The following is a 24,230-nucleotide window of genomic DNA, read 5'->3' as shown; positions in this document are numbered from 1 at the left end:
AGTCGTTTAGTTTGGATGCGATTGCCGGCGTTATTGGAACAGCTTTTCGTCCAGCCGGTCCAGGTCCGCGCGGAGAATCTCGAAATGCTTGCGCATGAAGCGCTTCGCGGACTTCACGTCGCCGAGCTTCATCGCGTCGAGAATCTGCCGATGGAGTGGTTCCGTATCTCTGCCGAATATGGGCGCGTCGACCGCGTCGATGACGTGAACGGACCACAGGTTTTCCAAATCCTCGATCGATTGGAACAGCTTCAGCAGAAGCCGATTGTTAGCGCCTTCATACAACGTTTTATGAAATAAATAATCCTCTTGCCGGGGGATTTCTCCTTGATTCCGTTTTCTGTCATATTCTGTTATAATTTCTTCTAATTGTTCCAGACACGCATTTTGACCTTGACTCACGATTTGCTCAATGGCGTACTGCTCCATCATTTCCCGCAAGTCCAGCATTTCCAGCAGCGATCTTTTCTCGTTCGAGACGCGCAGCTTGAGATCCGCGATTTCGCCGAGAATGGTCTTCTCCGCCCGGAGATACATTCCGCTGCCGGGCTTGATTTCGATCATTCCGTAGCTCTCCAGCTTCTTCATCGCTTCCCGGAACGAGGCTCTGCTGATTTGCATCTGCTCGCAAAAAAAACGTTCGGGCGGCAGGCGATCTCCCGGACTTAGACCGTTATCCACGATGTACCTCAGCACTTCCTCCGATATCGACTCGTGCAGCTTTTGCCGCTTTAAAGGTTTAAGCAAGAAACCGTAGCTCCTATCTCGTATAATTAGTAAGTTGTCTGACCAATTTATTGATAACATATTTGATTTTCGATGAAGTGTCAATCGTTTTATGTGCGTTACACACAAAAAGAGGGAACTTTCCAAGATGGAAGTTCCCTCTCTTCGGTTACCTGAATGGCGCAGAAACCGTATGTCCGATATCGCGCAGCAGCGTCGCTACGTCCTCGGAGAAGTTGCGAACGGGATGCCCGTCGAGCGGCACCATTTGCGAATTGAGCGTTTTAATGCGCGCGTGATATTGCTTGTCGGACGTTACGTGAACGGTATAGCCCGGCTCCGACCGCGCCACCGTTTCCCGTACTTGGTTTTCGACGGCTTTCGCATTTTCTCCTTGCTTGACGTCAATGCCGACAATCGCATCGCGGTTGTGTACGATGACGGTGGCTTTGCTTACGCCCTTGACCTTGTATACGTGTTTGGCGATTTTATCCGAAGCCGCCCGATACGAAGAAGAATTTGCGCCTTCTTTCAAGACGTTGTGATCGGTAGAACCGACGTTGTGTTCGTACGGCTTCACCGACTTCGTTTTCATCTGCCCGCAACCCGTCATCGACAAGACCAGCATCGCCGATATTAAAGCGATTCCGTATGTTTTCAACAAGCTGTCTCACCTCCTGGCCTTAATATGCGCCGTGCTGGCGCCATTCATGCGGCAAAGGTGGAATCATTTCTCGCTTATCTCCCCTGGCGCCCTTGGACATTTTAAATGGCGGGGCGAAAATCCCCATCAAACACTCGGGAGGTTCGACATGAAAAAAACAGTCGCCGCCGTTTTGACTGCATGCATGGTACTGACTGCAGGTTCGGCTGCATATGCTGCAGCGCCTGTTGCCGAGAAAAAGCATGAGCAAAAAATGCACGCGAAGTCGCTTCACGAGAAAAAGATGCACCACAAAAAAATGCAAGAACACAAGCTGAGGGCCAAGTCCGAAAAAGGACACCTCATTACGCCTAAAGCAATGGATAAGGCCAAGAGTCTTCATTCTAAAAGCTTGCGCGCAAAAGATGTGACGGAGCTGCCAAAAACCGGCTTCGGCGGCGCCAGCGAGCAAACGGAATAGAAATAAGGAGGGGTACGCCCTGCCCCTCCTTTATCATTTATGAAAACAATCCTCAAGCTTGCGGTCGTCATCGCGTGCGTAGTGGTCATGGCCGGTTGTTCAGCCGCTAAAGAAAGCCAAGAAAGCCCATCTACTGATCGTCGTGATAATCCATTGCAGGAAATGAAAAACAGAAACATGAATTCAACCGATGGAACTGAAGGCAACGACGCAAACGATGGAACCGAAACCGATATCATCCATAAACCGTTAGACTTGCAAAAACCCAAGAAAACAATCGTTTCAGAAGGCATTGTCCCGGCCAGAATTTATATACCGGCGATCGACCTGCACGCAAACGTCACAGTCGTGAACGTAAAAGATAACGGGCAGATGGACGTACCCAAAGACGACAAAACCGTAGGATATCTGTTAAATGGCGTTTACCCCGGCGCGATCGGGAACGCGGTGATGGATGGACATTATGATAATTATAAAGGCGCCGCCGTTTTCTTTCATTTGAAGCGGCTCAACAAGGGAGATCTGGTTGTCGTTAAAAATACAGACGGAGCGATGGTCGAATTCGCCGTTGAATCCGTACAATCGTTTAAAACCGCGGAAGCGCCTGTCTCGCAAATCTTCGGAAAAACGGACGAAGCCCGTTTGAACTTAATCACCTGCTCAGGAAAATACAGCCGCTCGAAGAAAGAGCATCAGGAGCGATTGGTTGTTTTTGCGAAAAGGGTGGCGTAATTTGGAGAACTCCGGCGTTTGTTGGCCGGGGTTTTACTTTGATGGCAAAACTATTATACCTAAAGGGCTTTGCGCAGGTTCATACTCATCAACATCGAATTCCGGCTGTCGGTATGGCATTCGCTTCGTTGGAGTTTTCACTTTCACCGCCTGCATTTACTTCAGTTACTAAGTAATAATACTGTGAGCGCTTGATAGTTAATACGCCATATATATCGGACTCTTTCATAAAACCAGGACTTCTCTATAGACAAAGTGCGGGAAGGTCCCTAAGAAACTGCCCCTTCAAAGGGGGACTCCCGCACCCCCTAGTTAAGTAAGAGTTTAAATCATTTTTTTAAGCTGGCTTCTAACTTATCAAGTGCCTCCAGAAGGTGCACTGCCGCTTCTCTGGAATTACGAAACGCCAATGTTACCTCATGATCAAGCTTATTCGCCTCTTCTACTGCTATCGCTGCGGCTTCCGTACTTTCTATAGCTTGCCGTATGGCTTCCCGGCTTGCATTAGCCAATTTAGAAACTAATATGTTATCGCTAGAGACAGCAAGCATTTCAGCCGCCAGTGCAGCCATATCCGCCGCGCTGTTCGCATTGTACTGAAGTCTAATAGCTTTTTGTCTCGCCTCGAAAGCCCTGTCATTAATCTCATCGGAGACTTTTCGCGCTCTATTCATAACAGCCATCATTTGATTTAATTCTTGGTAGATACGAAACACCTCCTGCGATAATAACTTTAATTTTAAAATCAAAATAGTAAAAAAGTCAAAAAAAAGGCCGAGAGCCGATGCCCGCGGGCAAACTATGGGTAACAAGAATGTGAAGTTATTAAAAATTTAACGGGAGCGAATTGCCATGCCTCCTTATGCCAGTACCCTTCAACAAATGCTAAATCATGCGGAGGATTTGCGTAAATGGATTACTTTTTACCAAAAGTCCCATGACGAATATAGATTAAAGCAATACGAGAAGTACCTACATGATACGATGACGGCTATCCATAAATTAAAATCCTCTTAAATAATACCTTTACGATGCAGAACGGTAAGTAACCGGTAAAAGTCGAATCTGCCACTCGAATGCATGTCGATCAGCTTGGACTTAACGGCAGATTGTACGTCTGCAGCGGCCTATGCGGGCGGCTCCGCTTCAATCTGCAGTGTTTCCACCTACGCAAGCCGATCGGCGAATACCTTGATCTGCCCCGCCTGTTCCTCTCCAGTTTTTGTAACGTCTCGAATTCCACGCGTTTTTCCTTCGTCATCGGTTCATCAAATCATTGTTCAAACTCGCGCTTCCCCGCCAATATTACAACCTTAATATTCCAACCTTTGTAGAAGAATGGCGCGAGAAATTTGCAAAGAAGGAATTTTCAGCTCGGACATACAAGAACTACGTTGGGCATGTAAATAAACACATCATTCCTTATATTTGCGCACCGACCAGATTAAGACGATGCAAATTGTTAGCTTCGACAACAGCCGAATTCTATGCGCACGTCACAAAGAAGGCGAGCCGGGCGACTGCCGATAAATTTAATCAGTTTGACCTAAGGCTAGAGACAGGCAATTAAAAGTTCGCTCCCACGCCTCGAAACAAGAACAGACAGTCCCCAACACTCGAATCCTTTCCGCTTCGATACAAATAAAAAAATCCCTTATCTCTAAGGGATCTCGTCATTTAAGTTATGGTGCGGTCGAGAGGACTCGAACCTCCACGGTATTGCTACCGCCAGCCCCTCAAGCTGGTGCGTCTGCCATTCCGCCACGACCGCATATTAAAAGTGTTGCTGTTCTCCAAGCGGCAGTGCCGGGGAACTTCTTGAAGCAATCTTACTGCAATCCGTCTTGCTAACCGAAGGTGGTGAGCCATGAAGGACTCGAACCTTCGACACCCTGATTAAAAGTCAGGTGCTCTACCAACTGAGCTAATGGCTCGTACTAAAGTTGGTGACCCGTGGGGGAATCGAACCCCCGTTACCTCCGTGAAAGGGAGGTGTCTTAACCGCTTGACCAACGGGCCGCATTAGCATCGATTCGTTCGTTTACCGCGTTCCCTCTCGGGCGACAAAAATGATTATATAACATGGTTAGCGGATTCGCAAGTACCTTTTTGCAATTTCTTAAAAGTTTTTTTGTGGTGTATGCTAAGGCCATGAAAGGAGCGCCAAACATGACTCAAATGCTTCTATATAATGAATCGACGCAGCGCGTCGAAGAGACCGACATTCGGGTGCCGATCGAAGGCGAAGTCGCCTGGGTGCCGCTGATCGCCGCCTCGCAGGAGGAGATCGAGCGCGTGCTGCGGGACGTGTTCTGCTGCCATCCTCTGATCGTCGAGGACTGCGTCAAGCTGAACCAGCGCCCCAAGCTCGATCGCTACGACAAGCATCTGCTTCTTACATTCTTTGAGGTCGGACAGGACCTGACGACGATCGAGATGGAGCATGTCATCGGCCCCAACTACATCATTACGGTCGCGCCGCAATCCGCAAGCTCTGTGGACGCAGCCGAGCGGGACTTCCGCGCCGCGCCCGAGCGGTTCATGACCTTTTCCGGCGTCATCCTCTACCGCCTCCTAGACCGCTGCGTCGACGACTATGCGGACCTGACGGACAAGGTGGAAAACGTGCTCGACAAGCACGAGCGCGCCGTATTCCGCAATCCGCACGTCAGGATCGCGGGGGACGTCTTCCGTCTTAAGCGGAAGCTGCATACGGTCAGGCGCATTATGGCGGACGAAAAAGCGGCGCTCGCGCAGCTGACCCATCATCAGTTCCCCTACACCAGAGCGGAAGCGGACGTATACTTCATCGATATCTACGATCACGTCTCGCGCGTGCTGGATTCGATCGACGGCTTCCGCGAGTCGCTGTCCGGTCTCCTCGAGCTGCAGCTCAATATGAAGTCGGATCGGATGAACGAGATCATGAAGACGCTAACGATCGTCAGCTCCATCTTCCTTCCCCTCACCTTCGTAGTCGGTCTGTACGGGATGAACTTCCGTGACATGCCCGAGCTGCGCTGGAAATACGGCTATCCCGCAGTCCTGCTCGTCATGGTTGTGATCGCGGGATCGCTCTGGTGGTTTTACAAACGAAAAAAATGGCTGTAACGCTCGCGGCGCCCCTCGTTTCAACGATCCTCGTATCCGGTTAAGCACTAAGTAATATACGGATTCGACAAAGGGGCTATCCGCCATGAACGATCAAAAGCTGCACGACGGTTCCTTATACTGGCCGAAAACGATGTCCTTCTTCCCTACATATCCTTCCCTTCGCGAGCGCACGATGACCCAGGTCGCGATCATCGGCGGCGGGATGAGCGGCGCGATCTGCGCGGCTACCCTCGCAGAAGCCGGCATCCCCGCCGTACTGGTCGAGGAAAAGCGCGTCGCTTCCGCCAGCACGGCGGCCAATACGGGCCTTATCCAATTTTCCAGCGATATCATGATGAGCGAGCTGTCCGACCGGATCGGCGAAAAGGACGCAGCCGCGTTCTACGCGCACTCCCGCAAAGCCGTGAGCGATCTCGGCCTTTTGTCGGCAGCCATTCCCCAGGACGGCGGCTATCGCGTCCGCAGCAGCCTCTACTGCGCCTCCTCGGACGACGACGCGCCAAAGCTGCGCCGGGAATACGAGATGCTCCGCCGACACGGCTACGCGACAGATTGGGGCTTCCCTGAGGGCGTCGGCCGCGACTTCATGGCGCGATATCCGGCAGCCTTCGTAACCCATGGCGACGCCGAGATCAATCCCGTGCGGATCGCCCACGCTTTTATCGCACAGGCTGCGCGGAGCGGTGTCCGCGTGTATGAGCATACGGGAGTAGCGAACGTTCGCAGGAGAGGCGACTGGTTCGTCCTGGACTGCGAGGGCGGCGAGATCCTCGCGCGGACGGTCGTACGCGCGACGGGCTACCTCCCCGGCATCGAGGGCGCTGCCGGGAGCGAGCCGATTCTCCGAAGAACGTTCGCGCTGGCGACGTTGCCGAACTCGGTTCCCGCGGAATGGAACCAGGACCATATGATGTGGGAGACGGCCCGTCCATACTTCTACTTCCGTACGAGGCCGGACGGCCGGATTATCGCAGGCGGGCTGGACGAGGACTCGCCGGATCCCGTGACAGGCGAGGCCGTGCTGCAGGCGCACACGGCCAAGCTGCTCGGGGAGCTAGGTAAGCTGTTCCCGGGCAGCCGTTTCGAAGCCGAGCACGCCTGGTGCGGCGCGTTCGGCGAATCGCCGGACGACCTCCCCTTCATCGGCGAGCATCCGGAAGCGCCAGGTCTCTTCCATGCGCTGGGCTACGGCGGCAACGGGACCGTCTATGCGATGCTGGCCGCAAGCATGCTGGTAGCGCGCATACGAGGGGAAACGCACCCGCTAGCCAGCCTGCTGCGGCCGAGGCAAGTCAACCGGGCAGCATGCGGCAAGCCGGCTGTCAGAAAGGCTTATGGGGTTTAGGTTTAGGTGCAAGCGCATCGACCTCCTCCATAACAAAACAAGCGCTCCGCTGTAATTGTGCGGGGCGCTTGTTATGTGCGGAGCGCCTGTTTATGCGCAGGGCGCCTGTTTCTGTGCGGGGCGCTTGTTTATGTGCGGAGCGCCTGTTTCTGTGCAGGCGCATGTTTATGTGCGGGGCGCTTGTTTATGTGCGGAGCGCCTGTTTCTGTGCGGGCGCATGTTTATGTGTGCAAGTGAAGTTTGTGTTTTGCCGTTCATGCGGGTTGGCCAATCGCCGTCCACGTTGCGCCTACGTCGTACGTTCGCGTAGTAATGCCTGCAAATATACATCTATTTCCGCCGAGATCGGCCCTTTTGGACTGGATTGATGCAAAAACGCAGTTATTTTCCTCCAAGATCCGAATTTCAGGCTTGCGCTTTGAATTTACCTGCATATTTGCATGCATTTCATCACGTGCCGTCGGTCGGCAGAAAATACATGTACAATTGCAGGTTTTTCGGTCCGCAAACATCCGACCAGCTCCGACACGCCAAAAGCACCTTTACCGGTCCACGAGATCTATACATAAAACAAAAAAGGACTGCCTATTCGGCAATCCTTGATCATGTCGCTGTAGTGGCGGAGAGAGAGGGATTCGAACCCTCGCACCACTTGCGCAGTCTAACCCCTTAGCAGAGGGTCCCCTTGAGCCACTTGGGTATCTCTCCATGTTGGCTCCCCGAACAGGACTCGAACCTGTGACAACTCGATTAACAGTCGAGTGCTCTACCAACTGAGCTATCAGGGAACGTTTTCTTCGAAAGCGACATGAATTAATTTATCATACGTGCTTAAATGAGTCAAGCCTTGTGCCAAACTTTTTTTAAATTAATTTTGCGCAGCCTGCCCGGCCAACGAATAGGCCTTGTCCGGCGCGGCTTCTTCGAGCCGAAGCTTGCCCTTGCATCGGCCGCAAACGTACTTGCGCGGGTCGGTCTTGCGCTTGCGCGGGTAGGACATGCCGCAGGCTCCGCATACCAGATGATAACGAACCGGCAGGCTGCGGCGCGCGCCCGGAAGCGCCTGACAATAAAGCGTGGCGCCGACCTGGGCGAGCAGCGTCTTAAACTCGGCGTCGCGGTGGCGGTAGCCCCGTCCGAGCAGATGCAGGTGGTAGTGGCACAACTCGTGCTTAATGATGCGCTCGGTCTCTTCCGCGCCATTGATCTCGAGTTGATGCGGGCTGATCTCGATATGATGGCTCTTCGTAAAATAGCGCCCTCCCGTTGTCCTCAGCCTGGCGTTGAACGCCGCCTTGTGCAGGAAAGGCCTGCCGAACCATTGAAGAGACAAAGCCTCCACCCACTGCTGCAATTCCCGGTTGTCCATTTACGGAGCCTGCCTTCCTGTTAAAGCCTTATTCTACTTGAATTGTAGCCACGGGTTGGGCTACACTGTCAAGTAGAATTTGCCGAGGGGAGACCATCTGACCCATGCCCGACATGACCCACGTATTGCTGCAACGCGCCGACGGCAGCCTCCTGTTCGTCGAGATGCCCGCGTCTCACGCTTATCAGCTTACCGCACTGAATCTAAGACTTCATAAGGAACTGTCCAAGCTGACGGCGGACAACGTCCCTGCGCTGCCCAGAGCCGTGGCGGAGATCGCCAGCCTGGAGCTGGTTGAGGGCGCGGCCGACCGGATCGGCGGCATGGACTACGTCAACGAGCTCGAAGCGACGTTCGCCGCCGTCCGGGAAGGCGCGTACCCGCTCGTATCGCTGCTGACGGAGATTCGCGCCCTGCAGGCGCAGCTTGAGCAGTGGTACGAGGAAGAAGGACTGCTCTAATCGCCAACGATCGACGCGCGGCCCAATTTTTGCCCGCCTTTCGGCAGTCGGACCTGCACGGTTCGCCTTTCCGCTCCATAAGGTATTAGTACAGCATGACAGTGGAGGAGGACGACGGCTATGCCGCAATGGCTGTGCAATCAGATGATGAGGGCTTACCAGAAAAAGGACCGCCGCCAGATCAAGATGCTGAACGACTGCTGGTTTTTCTATTATCGCCAGCCCGCCAAGGATGCGGCCGCAGGCCCTCGCCCCTAACCGACCGTCCCGGTTTGAATCATACGATCTCTAATCATAACAGCCGCCCCGAATGCGGACGCAGCATGCTGCGCCGCATTCGGGGCGGCTGTCTGTCTAGCGTTAACGGCAGCATTAAGCCTCCGCGGGTCCCTTCATCGTCAAGCTGACGCGTCCTTTTTTCAGATCCGCGCTCATGACCCACACCTTGACCGTGTCGCCGACGGCGACGACTTCCGTCGGGTGCTTCACGAACCGGTTGCTGATCTGCGAGATATGCACGAGACCGTCGTTCTTAATGCCGATGTCGACAAAAGCGCCAAAGTCTACGACATTGCGAACCGTCCCGGTCAGCTCCATCCCCGGCTTCAGATCCTCGATATCCAGCACGTCCGTGTGGAAGATCGGCGCCGGCAGCTCGTCCCGGGGATCGCGTCCAGGCCGCTGGAGGCTGTCCAGGATGTCGCGCAGCGTCGGTACGCCGACGCCCAGATCGGCCGCCGTCTCCGCGACGTCCAGGCCGCGCAGACGCTCCTTGACATCGTCGGTGCCGATACGGTCCAGCTTCACCCCGAGCGCCTTGAACAGCTTGTCCACGAAGCCGTACGACTCCGGATGGATCGGGGTACGATCGAGCGGATGCGCGCCGTCCGTAATGCGCAGGAAGCCCGCGCATTGCTCGAATGCCTTCGCGCCGAGCCGCGGCACCTTCTGAAGCTGCTTGCGATCGGTGAACTTGCCGTTCTCTTCGCGCGCCTTGACGATATTTTTGGCCAGCGTGGCGTTGATGCCCGATACGTACGACAGCAGCGAAGGCGACGCCGTGTTGACGTCTACGCCGACATGGTTGACCGCGGATTCCACGACGCCCCCGAGGCTCTCGTCGAGCCGCTTCTGGGAGACGTCGTGCTGGTACTGCCCGACGCCGATCGCCTTGGGCTCGATCTTCACGAGCTCCGCCAGCGGATCCTGAAGCCGGCGCGCGATCGACACCGCGCTGCGCTCGGCGACGTCGAGATCGGGAAATTCCTCCTGCGCGAGCTTGGACGCCGAATACACGCTGGCTCCCGCTTCGTTCACGATCAGATACTGCAGCCCGCGCTCCGGCATTCCCTTGATGACCGAGACTACGAATTGCTCCGTCTCGCGCGAGGCGGTGCCGTTGCCCACGACGATCAGCGTCACGCCATACTGCCCGATCAGCCTGCGGAACAGCGCCTCCGCCTCCGCCTTTTTATTGTGCGGCGGCGTCGGATAGGACACGGCCACTTCGAGCAGCTTGCCGGTATCGTCGACGACGGCCAGCTTGCATCCGGTACGGAAGGCAGGGTCTACGCCGAGCACGACCTGTCCCTTGACGGGCGGCTGGAGCAGCAGGTTGCGGAGGTTTTCGGAAAAGATGGAGATCGCGTGCTCCTCCGACTTCTCCGTCAGCTCGCCGCGCAGCTCGCGCTCGATCGACGGAGCAATCAGCCGCTTGTACGCGTCCTCGGCCGCAGCGGCGAGCGCGTCGCGAGCCGGGGAAGGCCCGCGCAGCGTACGTCTGTGCAGCTCGGCCACGATCCGCTCCGACGGCACGTCGAGGCCGACGCCGAGCACGTCCTCCCGCTCGCCGCGGTTGATCGCGAGCACCCGGTGCGGAGGCAGCCGCTTGACCGGTTCGCTATATTTGTAATACATCTCGTAAACGGATTCCGCCTCCGTGTTTTTGGCCTTGCATTGCAGGACGCCCTGGTCCCAAGTAAAGCGGCGCACCCACTTGCGGATGTCCGCGTCGTCCGCAATGCCCTCGGCCACGATGTCCATCGCGCCCTGGATCGCTTCCTCCGCGCTGCCGACGCCCTTGGCGGCGTCGACATACCGGGCCGCTTCGTGCAGCAGATCGCCCTGCCGCGGCTGCGACAGCAGCCAGTTGGCGAGCGGCTCGAGCCCCCGTTCCTTCGCCACGCTGGCCCTCGTCTTGCGCTTTTGCCGGTAAGGCCTGTACAGATCCTCAAGCTCCTGCAGCTTCACCGCGGCGCCGATCGCCTTCGCCAGCTCCGGCGTCAGCTTGCCCTGCTCGTCGATCAGGCGGAGCACCTCGCCTTTGCGATCCTCCAGCTGCTTCAGGTAGCCGCGGCGCTCCTCGATGGCCCGAAGGACGTTCTCGTCAAGCTCGCCGGTCATCTCCTTGCGATAGCGGGCGATGAACGGAATCGTGTTGCCCTCGTCAAGCAGTCCAGCTACCGTGCGCACCTGCGCAGGCTTAAGCCCCAGCTCGGACGCGATCTGCGCGATCATGCGCTCCGCCGCCAGCTTCGCGTCCGGCAATGTCGCTTCATTCATGGTACGTCGGCTCCCTCTGGTCAAGTCTTGTTCCATCATAACAAAAGACGCTTCCTGCAGGAAGCGTCCCCAAGACTTGCGTTATAACGCCACCGAAGGCTCGTCCAAGTCCGGACAGCGCAGCGCGGCGAGGACAAAAGCCGTCATATCCTCGCATAGCCGCTCCGAATCGGGCACGGGCTCCGACAGCACCGGATCGAAGAAGCTGAATTCGCGCCTGTACGTAATGCCTCCCCATAAATAAAGGAAAGCGCTATCGAGCGAGCGATAGTGAAAGACGCCGCGACGCTTGCCTTCGGACAGCAGCGCCCGGATCTTCTCCCAGATCGGCATCAAATATGCCCGGATGAAATCTCGCCTGCACGTCTCGTTGCCGATCTCGTTTTGAATAACGCGAATAAGGTCAGGGTCCTCGGATTGAAACTTTACGATCTCGCGGATTACGACCTTAAGGCCCGCAACCGGCTCCATCGGCGCGGCGATCGTCTCCCTCACGAGCTCGATCGGGAAAAATTCGTCCATCAACGCTTCGAAAAGCTTGTCCTTGCCTTGAAAATAATAGGACACGAGCGCGGGATTCGTATCCGCCTCGAGACCTAGCGCCCGAACCGTCGTCCCTTCAAAGCCCTGCCGTGCGAACAGCCGCTTGGCGGCCAGCAATATGCGCATCCTTGCATCCAGCTCGTAGGTACTCATGATCCCTCCATACACAAAAAAAGCTTTAGCGCTTCACCGCATTATCTCTATTATGCAGCACAGGACCTAGGTGAAGCAAGCATGCGTTTGTCGAAAATACGGTGTATTTTGTGCAAAAAAAATAGCGGTTCCTCCCCCAAGAAGGAACCGCTCTTAAAAATCGATCAGACCGACGCTGATTAGCAGCGCCTCGTCTACTTTCCTCATCATTTCCTCGTCCAAATGCGTGATCTTGTCCGTGAGACGCTGCTTGTCGATCGTCCGGATCTGCTCGAGCAGCACGACCGAATCGCGCTCCATCCCGTGCTCCTTGGCCTCGATCTCCACATGCGTCGGAAGCTTCGCCTTTTGGATCTGCGCCGTAATCGCCGCTACGATAACCGTCGGACTGAACCGGTTGCCGATATCGTTCTGAATGACGAGCACAGGGCGTACGCCGCCCTGCTCGGACCCGACGACAGGCGACAGGTCCGCGTAGAACACATCCCCGCGTTTGACGATCAATCGCTACACCCCGCTCACGAGCCGTCCGAGCGTGCTCTCTGCGTCTTCCTCGGCATGGAACGCTTCAGATGCCATGTTCAGGTTGATCTTGGCCATCTCCAGGTATCCCCGCTGCATCGCGTCGCGGATCAGGCGTTTCTTTCTGTCGACCAGATACTGCTTCATCGCCTGGCGGACGACTTCGCTGCGATTGGAATTCTCGTTCGCCGCAACATAGTCCACCTCGCGCAGCAGATGATCGGGCAGACTGATCATAATCCGCTTCGTATTGTGCAAATTGGCCACCGAACACGCACCCCCAAAAAATGTCCATCCTGCAATAATTCCCAGTATCTCGTTACGTGAAAAGAAATATACGAATATCATACCATTCGCGCCTTACGCGCGTCATTCCTGCTTGACGACATCAAAAATGTCGAAAGCTTCGACCGAATGCTACTGCTGCAGCAGCGGGTTGACCACGCCGACGACCTTGCCCTCGCTGACGTACACCCTCGGCACGCGGGCCGCGATCATGCAAGTAATTTCGTAATTAATCGTGCCTAGCTTATCGGCAAGCTCCTCTACCGGCAGCACCGCTTCTCCCTGACGGCCGAACAAAACGACTTCCTCGTCAGGCATCCAAGGAGACTCGTCGCCGGAAGACCCTCGTTCCAGACGCACCATGCACTGGTCCATGCAGATCGAACCTACCACGGGATGCCGGCGCCCTCTTGCGAGCACCTCGGCATGCCCGGACAGCATCCGGCTGAAGCCGTCGGCATAGCCGATCGGCAGCGTGCCGATCGACTCGTTCTTCTCCGTGAAGTACCGCGTGCCGTAACTGATGCCTTCGCCCGCCGCGAGCGTCTTGACATGGGCGAGCCGCGTACGCAGCGACATGACCGGCACGAGCGGAATCTCGTCGTGCCGGACCTCGTCGCTCGGATAAAGACCGTACATGCCGATGCCCAGACGCAGCATGCCGCCGACCTGCGGCGGCAGATCGATGCCCGTGGCAGTATTGCCGGCATGCACGATCTGAAGAGGCAGCCCCGTCCGCCGGACATAATCGACGACCGAGGCGAAGCGCTCGGCCTGCATCATCGTATAGCTCTTGTCGTTCTCGTCCGCTCGCGCGAAGTGCGTATATATGCCTTCGACCGCCAGCTGCGGCAGCCTGCAGGCTCGCTCAAGAAAGCGCTCGGCGGCAGGCCCCGGCATAACGCCGAGTCTGCCCATGCCGGAGTCGACTTTGACGTGAGCAATGAGCTTCGCCCCTTTTACGGGCATTCGTTCGATCGCATCGAGTTGATCCTCGCGATACAAGGTCACGGCAATGCCGCGTTCGCGAGCGATCGGAAAAGCGTCGGACGGCGTGAGTCCCAGCACGAGCGCGGGCGTCTCGACGCCCGCGTCGCGCAGCTGCAGCGCTTCGTCCAAAAAGGCGACGCCCAGATAGTCCGCGCCGGCCTCTGCCGCCGCTCGCGCGGACCAGACCGCGCCGTGGCCGTATGCGTTGGCCTTCACCGAGGCGAGCAGTCTCGTGCCCGGCGCGAGCCGCGACTTGAACGCGGTCACGTTGGCACGCAGCGCGTCAAGCGAGATCACGGCAGCCGTCGGCCTGTAATACCCTTCCACGTACGTCACCTACTTTTGCCAGAAAACAGTTTGCTTCCTAATAAGGTAATGTTACCGGGCGCAGACCGTACTGTCAACGCAAGAGCGTCAGCCAAAGCTTGGCTATCCGTCTCTCGGATGCCAAAAAGCCGGTCTTGGGACCGGCTTTTGGCTGTAAATGAGAATTTAATGAGAGAAGGAATTACTTGCCGGATTGGTCGACGAGCGCCTGGGCGACGCGGACCATCTCCTCATGCGGCAGATCGATCGTCGTCAAGCGATAATCCACGCCGTCATACGTCCAGGCCAGCGACTGCGTATCGTCTTCGGTCAGGAAGCCGACGGTGAAGCCGAGGTCGAGCGCCTTGGTCTGCGCGAGCGCCGAGACGGCACGGTCCTTGGACTGCGACTCGATGATCGAGAAATCGTAGGTGCCGCTGTAGCGGAGCATGACGCCTTGCGCTCCGTCGCCGAGCTGCACGTCGAACGGCGCTTCCACCTGCGTCACGCCTTGCGGCAGCATGAGCGGGTCGGGCTCGATCGCCGCCATCTCGACGGCCGGCTCGGCGGTCTTGCCGTCCGTGCCGTCTGCCGGATCTGCGGTCGCCGGGTCTGCGGCCGTACCGGTCGTACCAGTTGCGTCCGGCGAGGCGCCGTCGATCGGCAGCGCGCCGGTCGTGCTGGCATCGCTCTTCGGCGTCGCGAGGTTCTGCTGCATGTCAAACGCGGACTTGTCGAACTTTTTGCCGAACTCGAAGCTGTCGAACTTCACGTCCACCAGCACGTTCGAATTCGTGTCCGTCACCTCGACGAGCTGCGGCGAGTAGTCGCTCTTGTCGAGCCAGATCTTCTGGCGGGCGAACGAGCCGTTCTGGTAATTGCCGGCCATCACGTTGAAGACATAAGAGTCCTTCTCCGCCGCGAACTGGCGCGAGTTGTCGACGGTGATGCTGTGCAGGAGCGTCTGCAGCAGGTACACTTGGCCCTGGTTGTCCGGCCAGTCGCTCTGGAAGCGGTAGCTCTTATTGAGGCTCGGCGTCAGGACGAACACGCCGTCGTCGTTGCGGAGCACGATCTGCGTCACGTCGCGGCTGGCGCTCGTCAGCGCGACGCGGTAATAGTTAGGCTTTTGGTACCATACCTCAACCTTGTAAGCCTGCGGCTGCTGCCCGGTGTGCAGCGTCATGACGCCGCTCCCCTGGTAGCTGTCCATCTTGTCCGACAACTTGGTCAGATCCTTCACGACCGAATCGGCGTTCTTGCCCGCGCCGCATCCCGACAGCAACGTCGCGACGAGCACCAGGGCAGCCGCGATCCACGGCAGCTTGCGAAGCATCACATCAACCCCTCTTCGATTGGTTAGTCCATGCTTCATTCCTATGAGGGGACTTGACCAAATATGCGGACGAGATTGACGAGCTTGGGGGGGCCGACGATCCATCGTGCATTTCTACTATATAATGGACAAACTATTCGGGCGAGCGGCCGCAGATCTTGCTTCGCATGCGCTCGATTAGTTCCGCCGCCGTCATCTCCTCCGCCTCCCCGTCGCCCCGCCGCCTCACGGACACCGTGCCGCGCTCGCGTTCTTTTTCGCCGACGACCAGCATGTACGGCACCTTCTGCAGCTGCGCCTCGCGGATCTTGTAGCCGAGCTTCTCGCTGCGCAGATCGGCTTCGATGCGGATGCCCGCCTCGGCCAGCTCGCGCTTGACCTGCAGCGCGTAGTCGGCGAACGGATCCGAGACCGGCAGCAGCTTTGCCTGCACCGGCGCCAGCCACAGCGGGAACGCGCCGCCGTAGTGCTCGGTGAGCATTCCGATGAACCGGTCGATCGAGCCGTAGATCGCCCGGTGAATGACGATCGGCCGATGCTTCAGGCCATCCTCGCCGACGTACGCAAGATCGAATTTGTCCGGCATCTGGTAGTCGAGCTGGATCGTGCCGCATTGCCAGCTGCGCTTCAGCGCATCGAGGATATGGAAGTCGATCTTCGGCCCGTAAAAAGCACCGTCGCCTTCGTTCAATTGGTATGGCAGTCCCAGCTTCTCCAGCGCGTTCTGCAGACCTCGCTCGGCCTCGTCCCACGTTTCCGCCGTCCCGAGATAGTCGTCCGGTCGCGTCGACAGCTCGATTTTGTAATCGAATCCGAACACGCGGTAAATCTCGTCGATCAGGGAGATCGTCCGTTTGATCTCTTCCTCGATCTGATCCTGGCGCAGGAAAATATGCGCATCGTCCTGACAGAAAGTACGCACCCGCATCATCCCGTTCAGGGCGCCGGAAAACTCGTGCCGGTGAACCTGGCCGAACTCGGACAGCCGAATCGGCAGCTCGCGGTAAGAATGCAACTCGTTTTTGTAGATCAGCATATGGCCCGGGCAGTTCATCGGCTTCAGCGCGAACTTCGTGTCGTCCACCTGCGTGAAGTACATGTTGTCTTTATAATGATCCCAGTGGCCCGATTGCTCCCAGATGCGGTTGTTCATCATGAACGGCGTGCGCACTTCATCATAATCCCGCTTGCCCTGGATCTCGCGAGAGAAGTTCTCGAGTTCCGTCCGAATCGTCATCCCCTTGGGCAGGTAGAACGGCATGCCCGGCGCTTCTTCGGAGAACATGAATAGCTCGAGCTCCTTGCCCAGCTTGCGATGATCGCGCTTCTTGGCTTCCTCCAGCAAGCGCAGATGCTCAAGCAGATCGGCTTCCTTGGGAAAAGCAGTGCCGTAAATGCGCTGCAGCATCTTGTTGTTCGCATCTCCCCGCCAATAAGCGCCCGCCAAGCTCATCAGCTTAAATGACTTGATGCGCCCCGTTGAGGGCAAATGCGGCCCTCGGCACAGATCGGCGAATTCGCCTTGCTCATAAACCGAGATGACGGCATCCGCAGGCAGATCGCGGATCAGCTCCAGCTTCAGCGGGTCTGCGGCGAATCGACGCTCCGCATCCGCCCGGCTCACCTCATGGCGGACGATCGGCAGATCTTCGCCGGCGATACGCGCCATCTCGCGTTCGATGTCGGCCAGATCGTTCTCAGAGAGCGCCCGCTCCAGCTCGATATCGTAATAAAATCCGTCCCGAATGACCGGACCGATGCCCAACTTAACCTTTTCCGCGCCGCCGTATAAGCGACGGATCGCCTGGGCCATCAAGTGCGCCGTGCTGTGGCGGTAGATCTCCAGGCCTTCCTGCTGTTCCAAAGTCAAGATCTCGACCTGCGCATCGCCTTCGATCGGAGCTTCCAGGTCGACCGGTTTGCCGTCGATCTTGCCCGCGATCGCTTTCTTGCGGAGGCTCGGCCCGATCTTTTCCGCCAGTTCGCCGACGGTGGTACCGTCAGCCACCTCTCGCATTTTTCCATCCGCCAACGTTACCTTAACCATTGCACAAGCCTCCTTAGGGTGAATTTGAACGCAAAAAAACGCACAATCCCTCAAGGGACGAGTGCGTTCAGCTCGTGGTTCCACCCTAATTCGACCCGCTCGCGCACGCATCGGCAGCAAGCCGACCCATGACGGGCAAGGTCCTCATCGGTATCCGGTAACGGGGATAAGACGGTATCGCCTACTGGCGGAGCGCTAACGGCCCACGGGTTCGACGCTACGGCTGCAAAGGGGTAATCCGCTTCCGGTCTCCGCAGAGGCTCGCACCTTGCACCTCTTTCTCTGTCCGGTCCATGAAGGGGATCGTGTCTTTGGTCAATGCCTGAATAGATGGGATTGCTTGGCGTTTATTATAGTGCCCAAGGCGGCTCAGGTCAACCGCCAGTCTGCCGGCAAGGTCAAGTTTAAGCTTGTCTTAAGAATTGCCGGAGCGGCTTATATGCTATATTGAGGTTAACGGAATCATGGAAAAGCTTGTTGCGCGGGAGGAAAAAACGGCTGTGAGAGGAACAATACTGCTGGTCGACGACGAGAAGGAAATCATCAAGCTGATGGAAATATACTTCGTGAACGAAGGCTATTCCCTGCTTCGGGCATCGGACGGGCTTGAAGCGCTCGACCTGCTCGAACGGCACCCGGTCGACCTGATCATCATGGACGTCATGATGCCCCGGATGGACGGCATCGAAGCGTGCATGCGCATCCGCGAGACGCGCGAGCTGCCGATCATCCTGCTGTCGGCCAAGAGCCAGGACATCGATAAGATCGCGGGACTTAGCATCGGCGCGGACGACTATGTCGCGAAGCCGTTCAACCCGCTGGAGCTGATTGCGCGCGCCAAGTCGCAGCTGCGGCGGTACAAGCAATTCGGCAGGTCCGGTGTCCGGGACGAAGCGCAGATCGAGATTGACGACCTTGTCATTAATACCGCCACGCACAAGGTCACGGCCGACGGCGAAGAGATCAAGCTGACGCCGCGCGAATTCGCCATCCTGCGGCTGCTCGCCGTCAATCGCGGCATCGTGCTCAGCATGGACAAGATTTACCAGGAGGTATGGAACGAACCGTTCATGGAGTCCAAAAACACGGTCATGGTCCATATCCGCAAGCTGCGGGAGAAAATCGAAAAAGACCCGCAGGCTCCCCGTTATATCAAAACTGTGTGGGGCATCGGGTATAAGATCGATCCGAACGGATAGGCGGCCCGCGCTCGTTCGTCCACTCCAGTACAGAAAGAAGCGTGCCTGGCGTTATGCCCTCCACCTCCGGATCCAAATGGCTGCACTCGGTCCGCTGGAAGTTTCTCGCCGCCGCGTTGGCGAGCGCAGCCCCGACAGCCGCGGTTTTATACGCCTTTTATTTGCTCTCGAAATATTTAATCCGGCATCCATTTTTTGCCGTGCCAATGGCGCCGATCATTAACGGTTTTGGATCTACGCCCGTGCTCGTCGTAACGGGAGCCGCCTCGTTCCTGTTTTTCTACTTTCTGTTCAGCCGCGGCACGATCCGCCGGTTGGAACAGCTCGACGCTTCCCTGCGGGACATGGAAAACGGCGATCTCGGCACCGTGGCGCAGCGCCCCGCGACGGACGAGTTGGGACAAGCCGCGGACAGCATCGACAGGCTGGCGAAGAAGCTGTCCGATTATATGGAGCGCGTTACCGAAGGCTTGCAGGCGGTGGCAAGCGGCCGGCTCGAATATCGGATCGAGATCGATCGCTCTTATGGCGACTTCGCGCGCATCGCCGAGAGCATCAACGCGATGGCGGAGCAGCTGGACCGTTCGATCCGGGATGAGCGTCATGCCGAGAAAACCAAAAACGACCTTGTCACCGGCGTCTCCCACGATCTTCGAACGCCGCTGACGTCCATCTTGGGTTTTTTGGAGGTTATCGAGCAGGATCGGTACAAAGACGAGGTCGAGCTGCGCCATTACGTCAATATCGCCTATGAAAAGGCGCGCACGCTGAAGAAGCTGATCGACGATCTGTTCGAGTATACGCGGATCGGGGGCGGCATGCCGCTCGCGCGGACGGAGCTCGATCTGACCGATCTGCTCCGGCAGCTCGCCGAAGAGTTCGTACCCAGCCTGGACAAGGCATCGATGACCTGCCGCCTCGCCGCGCCAGATGAGCCGCTGGTTATCGAAGGCGACGGCAACCTGCTGATGCGAGCCTTCGAAAATTTAATGTCCAACGCGATTTCCCACGGCGAAGGAAGTCCGTATGTGGACATCGAGATCGAGCGCCGCGAAGATATCGCCTGGATTCGCGTCGTAAATTACGGCGAGCCGATTCCTGCCATGGATCTCCCGTTTATATTCGACCGCTTTTACCGCGGGGACCGCTCCCGCACCTCTGGCGGCACGGGACTTGGACTCGCCATCGTCAAGAGCATCGCCGAAGTGCACGGCGGAAGCGTCCGAGCCCGCAGCGACAGGAGCCGGACCGCGTTCGAAATAGCGCTGCCTGCCTTGCGCAGCTCATAGCTTTGTCAGCGTTTGTTAAGGGAATGGTAAGCATTCGTGCAGGCTGCCGTTAAGATTCCTCTTTTATACTTGCTAGCAATAGCAAAGAAATGATGAGGAAGGGAAGCATCGGCATGAACACCCTCCTGCTCTTGACCAATATCGCCCTGCTCGCCGCAGGCCACCTCTTTTGGAAAAAGGCGCTTAAGATCGTCGGCGGCTTTAGCCTTCAGCGCTTGCCCGGACTGCTTATGTCCCCATTGTTCTTAATGGGCGCGATCTGCTATGGAGCCGCGACGCTGTCCTGGCTCTCGGCGATGTCTTGGTTGCCGCTCAGCAACGCTTAATCGCTCAGCCGTCCCGCTCTTCTCCCAGCGACGCTGCATGCAGCCCGATCCGCTTAAGCACCTCGGCGAGCGTATGCTTCTCTTCCGGCGAGGCGACGGACAGATTGCGCGAGATCATGGCGACATGCTTGGGGAAAATATCGTCGAACAAAGCGCGGCCTGCGGCCGTCAGCACGGCGTTCGAAGTCCGGCGGTCCTCCTGGCTCTGCCTGCGCTCGACGTAACCCTTTTTCTCCAGCTTGTCGATGACGTACGTGATGCTCCCGCTTGGGATCCCCATCCGTTCGCTGATCTTCTGAATCGGCTGCGGCCCCTTGTTGTACAGCAGCTCGAGGATCATGAAGTTGTCCGGGCTCAGCCCATGGCTCTCGATATCCCGCCCGACATTGCCGAAGATCGCGCGCGAGGCGCGCAGCCAGATACGGAACAACCGCAGATCGTCTGCCGTCCCGTCGTCCGGGGATTCCGTAGGTTCTAAATGTTCTGTTGGCTTCGTCGGCTCAGTCGTTTGCGCCGGTTCTTGCGGCTCAATCGGCTTTGTCGGCTCATTAGACTTCTTCGGTTCAGCCGGCTTCGTCGGTTCGGTCAGCTTCTTCGAATCAGTCGGCTCCATCGAGTTTGTCGGTTCCATCGATTCGCCCTCCTTCCGTTCGCTGAACGTTCGTTATAGGGAAATCCTATTCTTAGGATAATTGAAAGTCAAGCTGCAGAGAGATCGACCGGCGCATGCGTAATCCGAAAAAGGCGTACAAACGCAAAAAGAGCAGCGACGATAAATCGTCTCTGCTCTTGAACTTTAGAGGTGGTAGGCCCTGTGGGGATCGAACCCACGACCCGTTGATTAAGAGTCAACTGCTCTGCCAGCTGAGCTAAGGACCTGTAAAGAACTTTTATAATATAACACAGCCCGAACGAGAATGACAAGCTTTTTTCAAAAAAAGTTTTCTCCTCTCTAACCCTGCTGCGAAGCAGCTAAAGCGGAGCCGAACCGGGAGCGAGCCGGGTGCAAGCCGCGAACGAAGTCCTACCTCAACGACGAACTGCGGACTAGGGAGCAACACCCATTCGCGCAGGGCAATCGGGCACTCTAACGATAATATCGCATCATTCTTGCCACACGACGCTATCCGCGCCTGCATGTAACAAGCACACTCGCCGACATAAAATTTATTTCAGAGGTAAGCGGCCATCAGGGACTCATTAGCGATGTGCCACATCCTTATTTCGCACCAAACGCTCCCCCAGCGCCGAAATAGCGATGTGCCACATCCTTATTCAGAGGAAAATGGCCCTTAGGGACACATTAGCGATATGCGACATCCTTATTTCGCACCAAACGCTCCAATTCGCCGACATAACGATGCGCCGCATCCTTATTCCATTATTTTGCGGCCAGCATACCTTGATCGACCGGTTTCTGCCCCGAAAACGAAAAAAGAGAACGGTGCGAAATTCGCCGCCGTTCTCGTCGTTTACGGGATGGTAGGCCCTGTGGGGATCGAACCCACGACCCGTTGATTAAGAGTCAACTGCTCTGCCAGCTGAGCTAAGGACCTGTAAAGAACTCTTATAATATAGCACGCCCTTCTCCCCCAATGCAAGTCCAAATTCAAAAAATTTTCGGCAGCCGAGCAGACTAAGATTTAGGCTGAAAAAGGACGGCCGGTATGCAGCGAACGCAAGGAGTGAGCAGTTGTTACCGGGAGTGAAGCGTCCGTCGTCACGAATATGTTATGATACGTTTAATTCCTGTCATCTCCTATATAAATATAAAGCGAGTGGTAACGTTCATGGCGACGATTCTAACGGTCGAACATTTGACGAAAACTTACGGGGACAAGGTCCTCTTTGAAGACATCTCCTTCGGTATCGAGGAAGGCGACAAAGTCGGCATCATCGGCGTAAACGGGACCGGCAAGTCCAGCCTGCTGAAGGCGGTCGCGGGCATCGAGCCTGCCGATGCCGGACGGATCAGCGCGGCCGGACGCACGCGCATCCGCATGCTCGCGCAGGATCCGGCCTTCGCGCCCGGGGAGACGGCGCTCTCGCACGTGCTCGGCGGCGATTCGCCGCAGCTCGCCGCGCTGCGCGCCTACGGGGCAGCGCTCGAAGCGCTGGAGCGCGAGCCCGAGCGGGCCGGCCTGCAGGAGAAGCTGATCTCCGCCAGCCAGAAGATGGACGAGCTGGACGCTTGGACGATGGAGACCGACGCCAAGACCGCGCTGGCCAGGCTGGGCATCACGAGCTTCGAGATGCCGGTCGACACGATGTCCGGCGGCCAGCGCAAGCGCGTCGCGATGGCGGCGGCGCTGCTCCAGCCGTCCGATCTGCTCATTCTGGACGAGCCGACCAACCATATCGACAACGAGTCGGTCGCCTGGCTGGAGAGCATGCTGCAGAAGCGCCGCGGCGCCCTGCTCATGGTCACGCACGATCGCTACTTCCTGGATCGGGTGAGCAATCGCATCCTGGAGCTGGACCGCGGGCGCGCCTTCTTCTATGAAGCGAACTACAGCCGCTTCCTGGAGCTGAAGCTCGAGCGCGAGGAGCGCGAGGCCGCCTCCGAGGCGAAGCGCAAAAACCTGCTTCGCAACGAGCTCGCCTGGATCCGCCGCGGCGCGCAAGCCCGCTCCACCAAGCAGAAGGCGCGGATCGACCGGTACGAGGCGCTGAAGGCCAACGCTCCCAAGGCATCGGCCGGCAAACTCGACATTTCGATCGCCTCCTCCCGGCTCGGCCGCAAGATCGTGGAGCTTGTCGAGGTGTCGAAGCGCTACGGCGACCGCACGCTGATCGACGGCTTCAGCTACACGGCAGTGCCGGAGGACCGCGTCGGCATCGTCGGCCGCAACGGCACCGGCAAGTCGACGCTGCTCAAGCTGATCGCCGGCCGGCTGCGGCCGGATGGAGGCTTGGTGGAACTCGGCGATACCGTCAGGATCGGGTGGTTTTCCCAGGAGCAAGAGGAAATGGACGAGAACCTGCGGGTCATCGAATATATCCGCGAAGGCGCGGAGCAGATTACGACGGCGGAAGGCGAGCAAATCTCGGCCGCGCAGATGCTGGAACGGTTCCTGTTCCCGCCTTCGGCGCAGTGGACCCAAATCTCCAGACTGTCCGGCGGCGAGAAGCGTCGGCTGCAGCTGCTGCGCGTGCTGACCGAAGCGCCGAACGTGCTGCTGCTCGACGAGCCGACCAACGACCTGGATATCGCGACGCTGTCGGTGCTGGAGGATTACCTGGACGACTTCCCGGGTGTCGTGTTCGTCGTCTCGCATGATCGCTACTTCCTCGACCGGACGGTCGATCGTATATTCGGGTTCGAGGGCGGCGGCGTTATCCGGCAGCATACCGGCAACTACTCGGATTACCAGGCTTACGCGGAAAAGCAGCTGGCGCTCGAGGCGGCGGCTCAGAACGCGGCGACGGCGAAAAAGCCGGTGACGACCGCTTCGGCGGATTCGGTTTCAGGCAGCGCTGCTGCCGACGCGCGCGCGAGCGGCAAAGCGCTGAAAATGTCCTACAAGGACCAAAAGGACTACGAGCAGATCGACGGTTGGATCGCCGAAGCCGAGGAGCGAATGGCCGATCTGAGCAAGCAGATGGAGGACGCGGCGAGCGACTCTTACCGGCTGCAGCAGCTCACGACGGAGCTGGCCGAACAGGAGGCCAAGCTGGACGGCCTGCTCGAGCGATGGACGGAGCTTAACGAGCTCGCGGAAGCGATCGCGGCGCAGAAGAAAAGCTAAAGGAAACACACGAAGGACCGGATCGATCGGAAGATCGCCGGTCTTTCTTTGT

Annotated in this window: 22 protein-coding genes and 7 tRNA genes; 10 read left to right on the top strand and 19 right to left on the bottom strand. The window is 57.3% G+C overall.

What is annotated here, in order from left to right:
• Positions 1-30 precede the first annotated feature (30 nt).
• Complete coding sequence (locus ACFOTD_RS09870) at positions 31-747, bottom strand: FadR/GntR family transcriptional regulator (RefSeq protein WP_378118147.1); 717 nt, start codon at positions 745-747, stop codon at positions 31-33.
• A 148-nt stretch (positions 748-895) separates the two neighbouring features.
• The gene (locus tag ACFOTD_RS09865; protein WP_378118145.1) at positions 896-1,390 is read right to left on the bottom strand and encodes a YhcN/YlaJ family sporulation lipoprotein; all 495 of its coding nucleotides are present in this window, start codon (positions 1,388-1,390) and stop codon (positions 896-898) included.
• A 148-nt stretch (positions 1,391-1,538) separates the two neighbouring features.
• Here ACFOTD_RS09865 and ACFOTD_RS09860 point away from each other — a divergent pair, with 148 nt between their 5' ends.
• Both ACFOTD_RS09860 and ACFOTD_RS09855 read left to right on the top strand, forming a co-directional pair.
• Positions 1,539-1,850: a hypothetical protein gene (locus tag ACFOTD_RS09860; RefSeq protein WP_378118144.1), complete on the top strand. Its 312-nt coding sequence runs from the start codon at positions 1,539-1,541 to the stop codon at positions 1,848-1,850.
• 39 nt (positions 1,851-1,889) lie between these two features.
• Positions 1,890-2,582 (top strand): class F sortase, encoded by a 693-nt coding sequence (locus ACFOTD_RS09855; protein WP_378118142.1) that lies wholly within the window; start codon positions 1,890-1,892, stop codon positions 2,580-2,582.
• A 329-nt stretch (positions 2,583-2,911) separates the two neighbouring features.
• Here ACFOTD_RS09855 and ACFOTD_RS09850 read toward each other — a convergent pair whose 3' ends face one another.
• The 4 genes from ACFOTD_RS09850 to ACFOTD_RS09830 all read right to left on the bottom strand — a co-directional run bounded on the left by ACFOTD_RS09850 (position 2,912) and on the right by ACFOTD_RS09830 (position 4,601).
• The gene (locus ACFOTD_RS09850) at positions 2,912-3,298 is read right to left on the bottom strand and encodes a hypothetical protein (protein ID WP_378118140.1); all 387 of its coding nucleotides are present in this window, start codon (positions 3,296-3,298) and stop codon (positions 2,912-2,914) included.
• Between the two features lie 969 nt (positions 3,299-4,267).
• Positions 4,268-4,353 (bottom strand) — tRNA-Leu (locus ACFOTD_RS09840).
• Positions 4,354-4,440: 87 nt separating this feature from the next.
• Positions 4,441-4,516 (bottom strand) — tRNA-Lys (locus ACFOTD_RS09835).
• Positions 4,517-4,526: 10 nt separating this feature from the next.
• Positions 4,527-4,601 (bottom strand) — tRNA-Glu (locus ACFOTD_RS09830).
• Between the two features lie 150 nt (positions 4,602-4,751).
• Between ACFOTD_RS09830 and corA the strand changes: the two genes are divergently transcribed.
• Positions 4,752-5,693 (top strand): magnesium/cobalt transporter CorA, encoded by a 942-nt coding sequence (corA, locus tag ACFOTD_RS09825; protein WP_378118138.1) that lies wholly within the window; start codon positions 4,752-4,754, stop codon positions 5,691-5,693.
• An 85-nt stretch (positions 5,694-5,778) separates the two neighbouring features.
• Complete coding sequence (locus ACFOTD_RS09820; protein ID WP_378118137.1) at positions 5,779-7,041, top strand: NAD(P)/FAD-dependent oxidoreductase; 1,263 nt, start codon at positions 5,779-5,781, stop codon at positions 7,039-7,041.
• A gap of 617 nt (positions 7,042-7,658) precedes the next feature.
• Here the strand turns inward: ACFOTD_RS09820 and ACFOTD_RS09815 are convergent.
• The 3 genes from ACFOTD_RS09815 to ACFOTD_RS09805 all read right to left on the bottom strand — a co-directional run bounded on the left by ACFOTD_RS09815 (position 7,659) and on the right by ACFOTD_RS09805 (position 8,410).
• A tRNA-Ser gene (locus ACFOTD_RS09815) sits at positions 7,659-7,749 on the bottom strand.
• Between the two features lie 4 nt (positions 7,750-7,753).
• Positions 7,754-7,829: transfer RNA gene (locus tag ACFOTD_RS09810), tRNA-Asn, on the bottom strand.
• Between the two features lie 80 nt (positions 7,830-7,909).
• Positions 7,910-8,410, bottom strand: a complete 501-nt coding sequence (locus tag ACFOTD_RS09805; RefSeq protein WP_378118136.1) for a SprT family protein — start codon at positions 8,408-8,410, stop codon at positions 7,910-7,912.
• A 104-nt stretch (positions 8,411-8,514) separates the two neighbouring features.
• Here ACFOTD_RS09805 and ACFOTD_RS09800 point away from each other — a divergent pair, with 104 nt between their 5' ends.
• Positions 8,515-8,871, top strand: coding sequence for a hydrolase/acyltransferase (locus ACFOTD_RS09800; protein WP_378118134.1), 357 nt, complete (start codon positions 8,515-8,517; stop codon positions 8,869-8,871).
• A 120-nt stretch (positions 8,872-8,991) separates the two neighbouring features.
• Positions 8,992-9,129 carry a cortex morphogenetic protein CmpA gene (gene cmpA / locus ACFOTD_RS09795; RefSeq protein ID WP_277565602.1) on the top strand — a complete coding sequence of 46 codons (138 nt, stop codon included), beginning with the start codon at positions 8,992-8,994 and terminating at the stop codon, positions 9,127-9,129.
• Positions 9,130-9,243: 114 nt separating this feature from the next.
• Here cmpA and ACFOTD_RS09790 read toward each other — a convergent pair whose 3' ends face one another.
• The 7 genes from ACFOTD_RS09790 to thrS all read right to left on the bottom strand — a co-directional run bounded on the left by ACFOTD_RS09790 (position 9,244) and on the right by thrS (position 17,615).
• On the bottom strand, positions 9,244-11,433 hold the full coding sequence (locus tag ACFOTD_RS09790; protein ID WP_378118132.1) for a Tex family protein: 2,190 nt from the start codon (positions 11,431-11,433) through the stop codon (positions 9,244-9,246).
• Between the two features lie 81 nt (positions 11,434-11,514).
• Positions 11,515-12,129: a TetR/AcrR family transcriptional regulator gene (locus ACFOTD_RS09785; RefSeq protein WP_378118130.1), complete on the bottom strand. Its 615-nt coding sequence runs from the start codon at positions 12,127-12,129 to the stop codon at positions 11,515-11,517.
• A gap of 153 nt (positions 12,130-12,282) precedes the next feature.
• Positions 12,283-12,633, bottom strand: a complete 351-nt coding sequence (locus ACFOTD_RS09780; RefSeq protein ID WP_090114400.1) for a type II toxin-antitoxin system PemK/MazF family toxin — start codon at positions 12,631-12,633, stop codon at positions 12,283-12,285.
• A gap of 3 nt (positions 12,634-12,636) precedes the next feature.
• Positions 12,637-12,918 (bottom strand): CopG family ribbon-helix-helix protein, encoded by a 282-nt coding sequence (locus tag ACFOTD_RS09775; RefSeq protein ID WP_090114402.1) that lies wholly within the window; start codon positions 12,916-12,918, stop codon positions 12,637-12,639.
• Between the two features lie 150 nt (positions 12,919-13,068).
• On the bottom strand, positions 13,069-14,253 hold the full coding sequence (gene alr / locus ACFOTD_RS09770; RefSeq protein WP_378118127.1) for an alanine racemase: 1,185 nt from the start codon (positions 14,251-14,253) through the stop codon (positions 13,069-13,071).
• 181 nt (positions 14,254-14,434) lie between these two features.
• Positions 14,435-15,568, bottom strand: a complete 1,134-nt coding sequence (locus ACFOTD_RS09765) for a LolA family protein (RefSeq protein WP_378118401.1) — start codon at positions 15,566-15,568, stop codon at positions 14,435-14,437.
• Positions 15,569-15,701: 133 nt separating this feature from the next.
• Positions 15,702-17,615: a threonine--tRNA ligase gene (thrS, locus tag ACFOTD_RS09760; RefSeq protein ID WP_378118125.1), complete on the bottom strand. Its 1,914-nt coding sequence runs from the start codon at positions 17,613-17,615 to the stop codon at positions 15,702-15,704.
• Positions 17,616-18,079: 464 nt separating this feature from the next.
• Here thrS and ACFOTD_RS09755 point away from each other — a divergent pair, with 464 nt between their 5' ends.
• The 3 genes from ACFOTD_RS09755 to ACFOTD_RS09745 all read left to right on the top strand — a co-directional run bounded on the left by ACFOTD_RS09755 (position 18,080) and on the right by ACFOTD_RS09745 (position 20,429).
• Positions 18,080-18,814, top strand: a complete 735-nt coding sequence (locus tag ACFOTD_RS09755; RefSeq protein ID WP_378118123.1) for a response regulator transcription factor — start codon at positions 18,080-18,082, stop codon at positions 18,812-18,814.
• A gap of 53 nt (positions 18,815-18,867) precedes the next feature.
• Positions 18,868-20,103, top strand: a complete 1,236-nt coding sequence (locus tag ACFOTD_RS09750; protein WP_378118122.1) for a sensor histidine kinase — start codon at positions 18,868-18,870, stop codon at positions 20,101-20,103.
• A 113-nt stretch (positions 20,104-20,216) separates the two neighbouring features.
• Complete coding sequence (locus ACFOTD_RS09745; protein ID WP_378118120.1) at positions 20,217-20,429, top strand: hypothetical protein; 213 nt, start codon at positions 20,217-20,219, stop codon at positions 20,427-20,429.
• Between the two features lie 4 nt (positions 20,430-20,433).
• Here the strand turns inward: ACFOTD_RS09745 and ACFOTD_RS09740 are convergent, their stop codons facing one another.
• The 3 genes from ACFOTD_RS09740 to ACFOTD_RS09730 all read right to left on the bottom strand — a co-directional run bounded on the left by ACFOTD_RS09740 (position 20,434) and on the right by ACFOTD_RS09730 (position 21,985).
• Complete coding sequence (locus ACFOTD_RS09740; RefSeq protein WP_378118118.1) at positions 20,434-21,060, bottom strand: MarR family winged helix-turn-helix transcriptional regulator; 627 nt, start codon at positions 21,058-21,060, stop codon at positions 20,434-20,436.
• Positions 21,061-21,232: 172 nt separating this feature from the next.
• Positions 21,233-21,308: transfer RNA gene (locus ACFOTD_RS09735), tRNA-Lys, on the bottom strand.
• A 601-nt stretch (positions 21,309-21,909) separates the two neighbouring features.
• A tRNA-Lys gene (locus ACFOTD_RS09730) sits at positions 21,910-21,985 on the bottom strand.
• 234 nt (positions 21,986-22,219) lie between these two features.
• Between ACFOTD_RS09730 and ACFOTD_RS09725 the strand changes: the two genes are divergently transcribed.
• A complete protein-coding gene (locus ACFOTD_RS09725) occupies positions 22,220-24,178 on the top strand; it encodes an ABC-F family ATP-binding cassette domain-containing protein (protein WP_378118116.1) in 1,959 nt (652 codons plus the stop codon).
• The last annotated feature ends 52 nt before the right edge of the window (positions 24,179-24,230 follow it).

Origin of the sequence: Cohnella sp. GCM10012308 (genome assembly GCF_042649185.1) — a bacterium.
GTDB lineage: Bacteria > Bacillota > Bacilli > Paenibacillales > Paenibacillaceae > Cohnella.
Note: the sequence above shows the minus strand (reverse complement) of the source record. Positions and strands in the feature narration are given on the sequence as shown.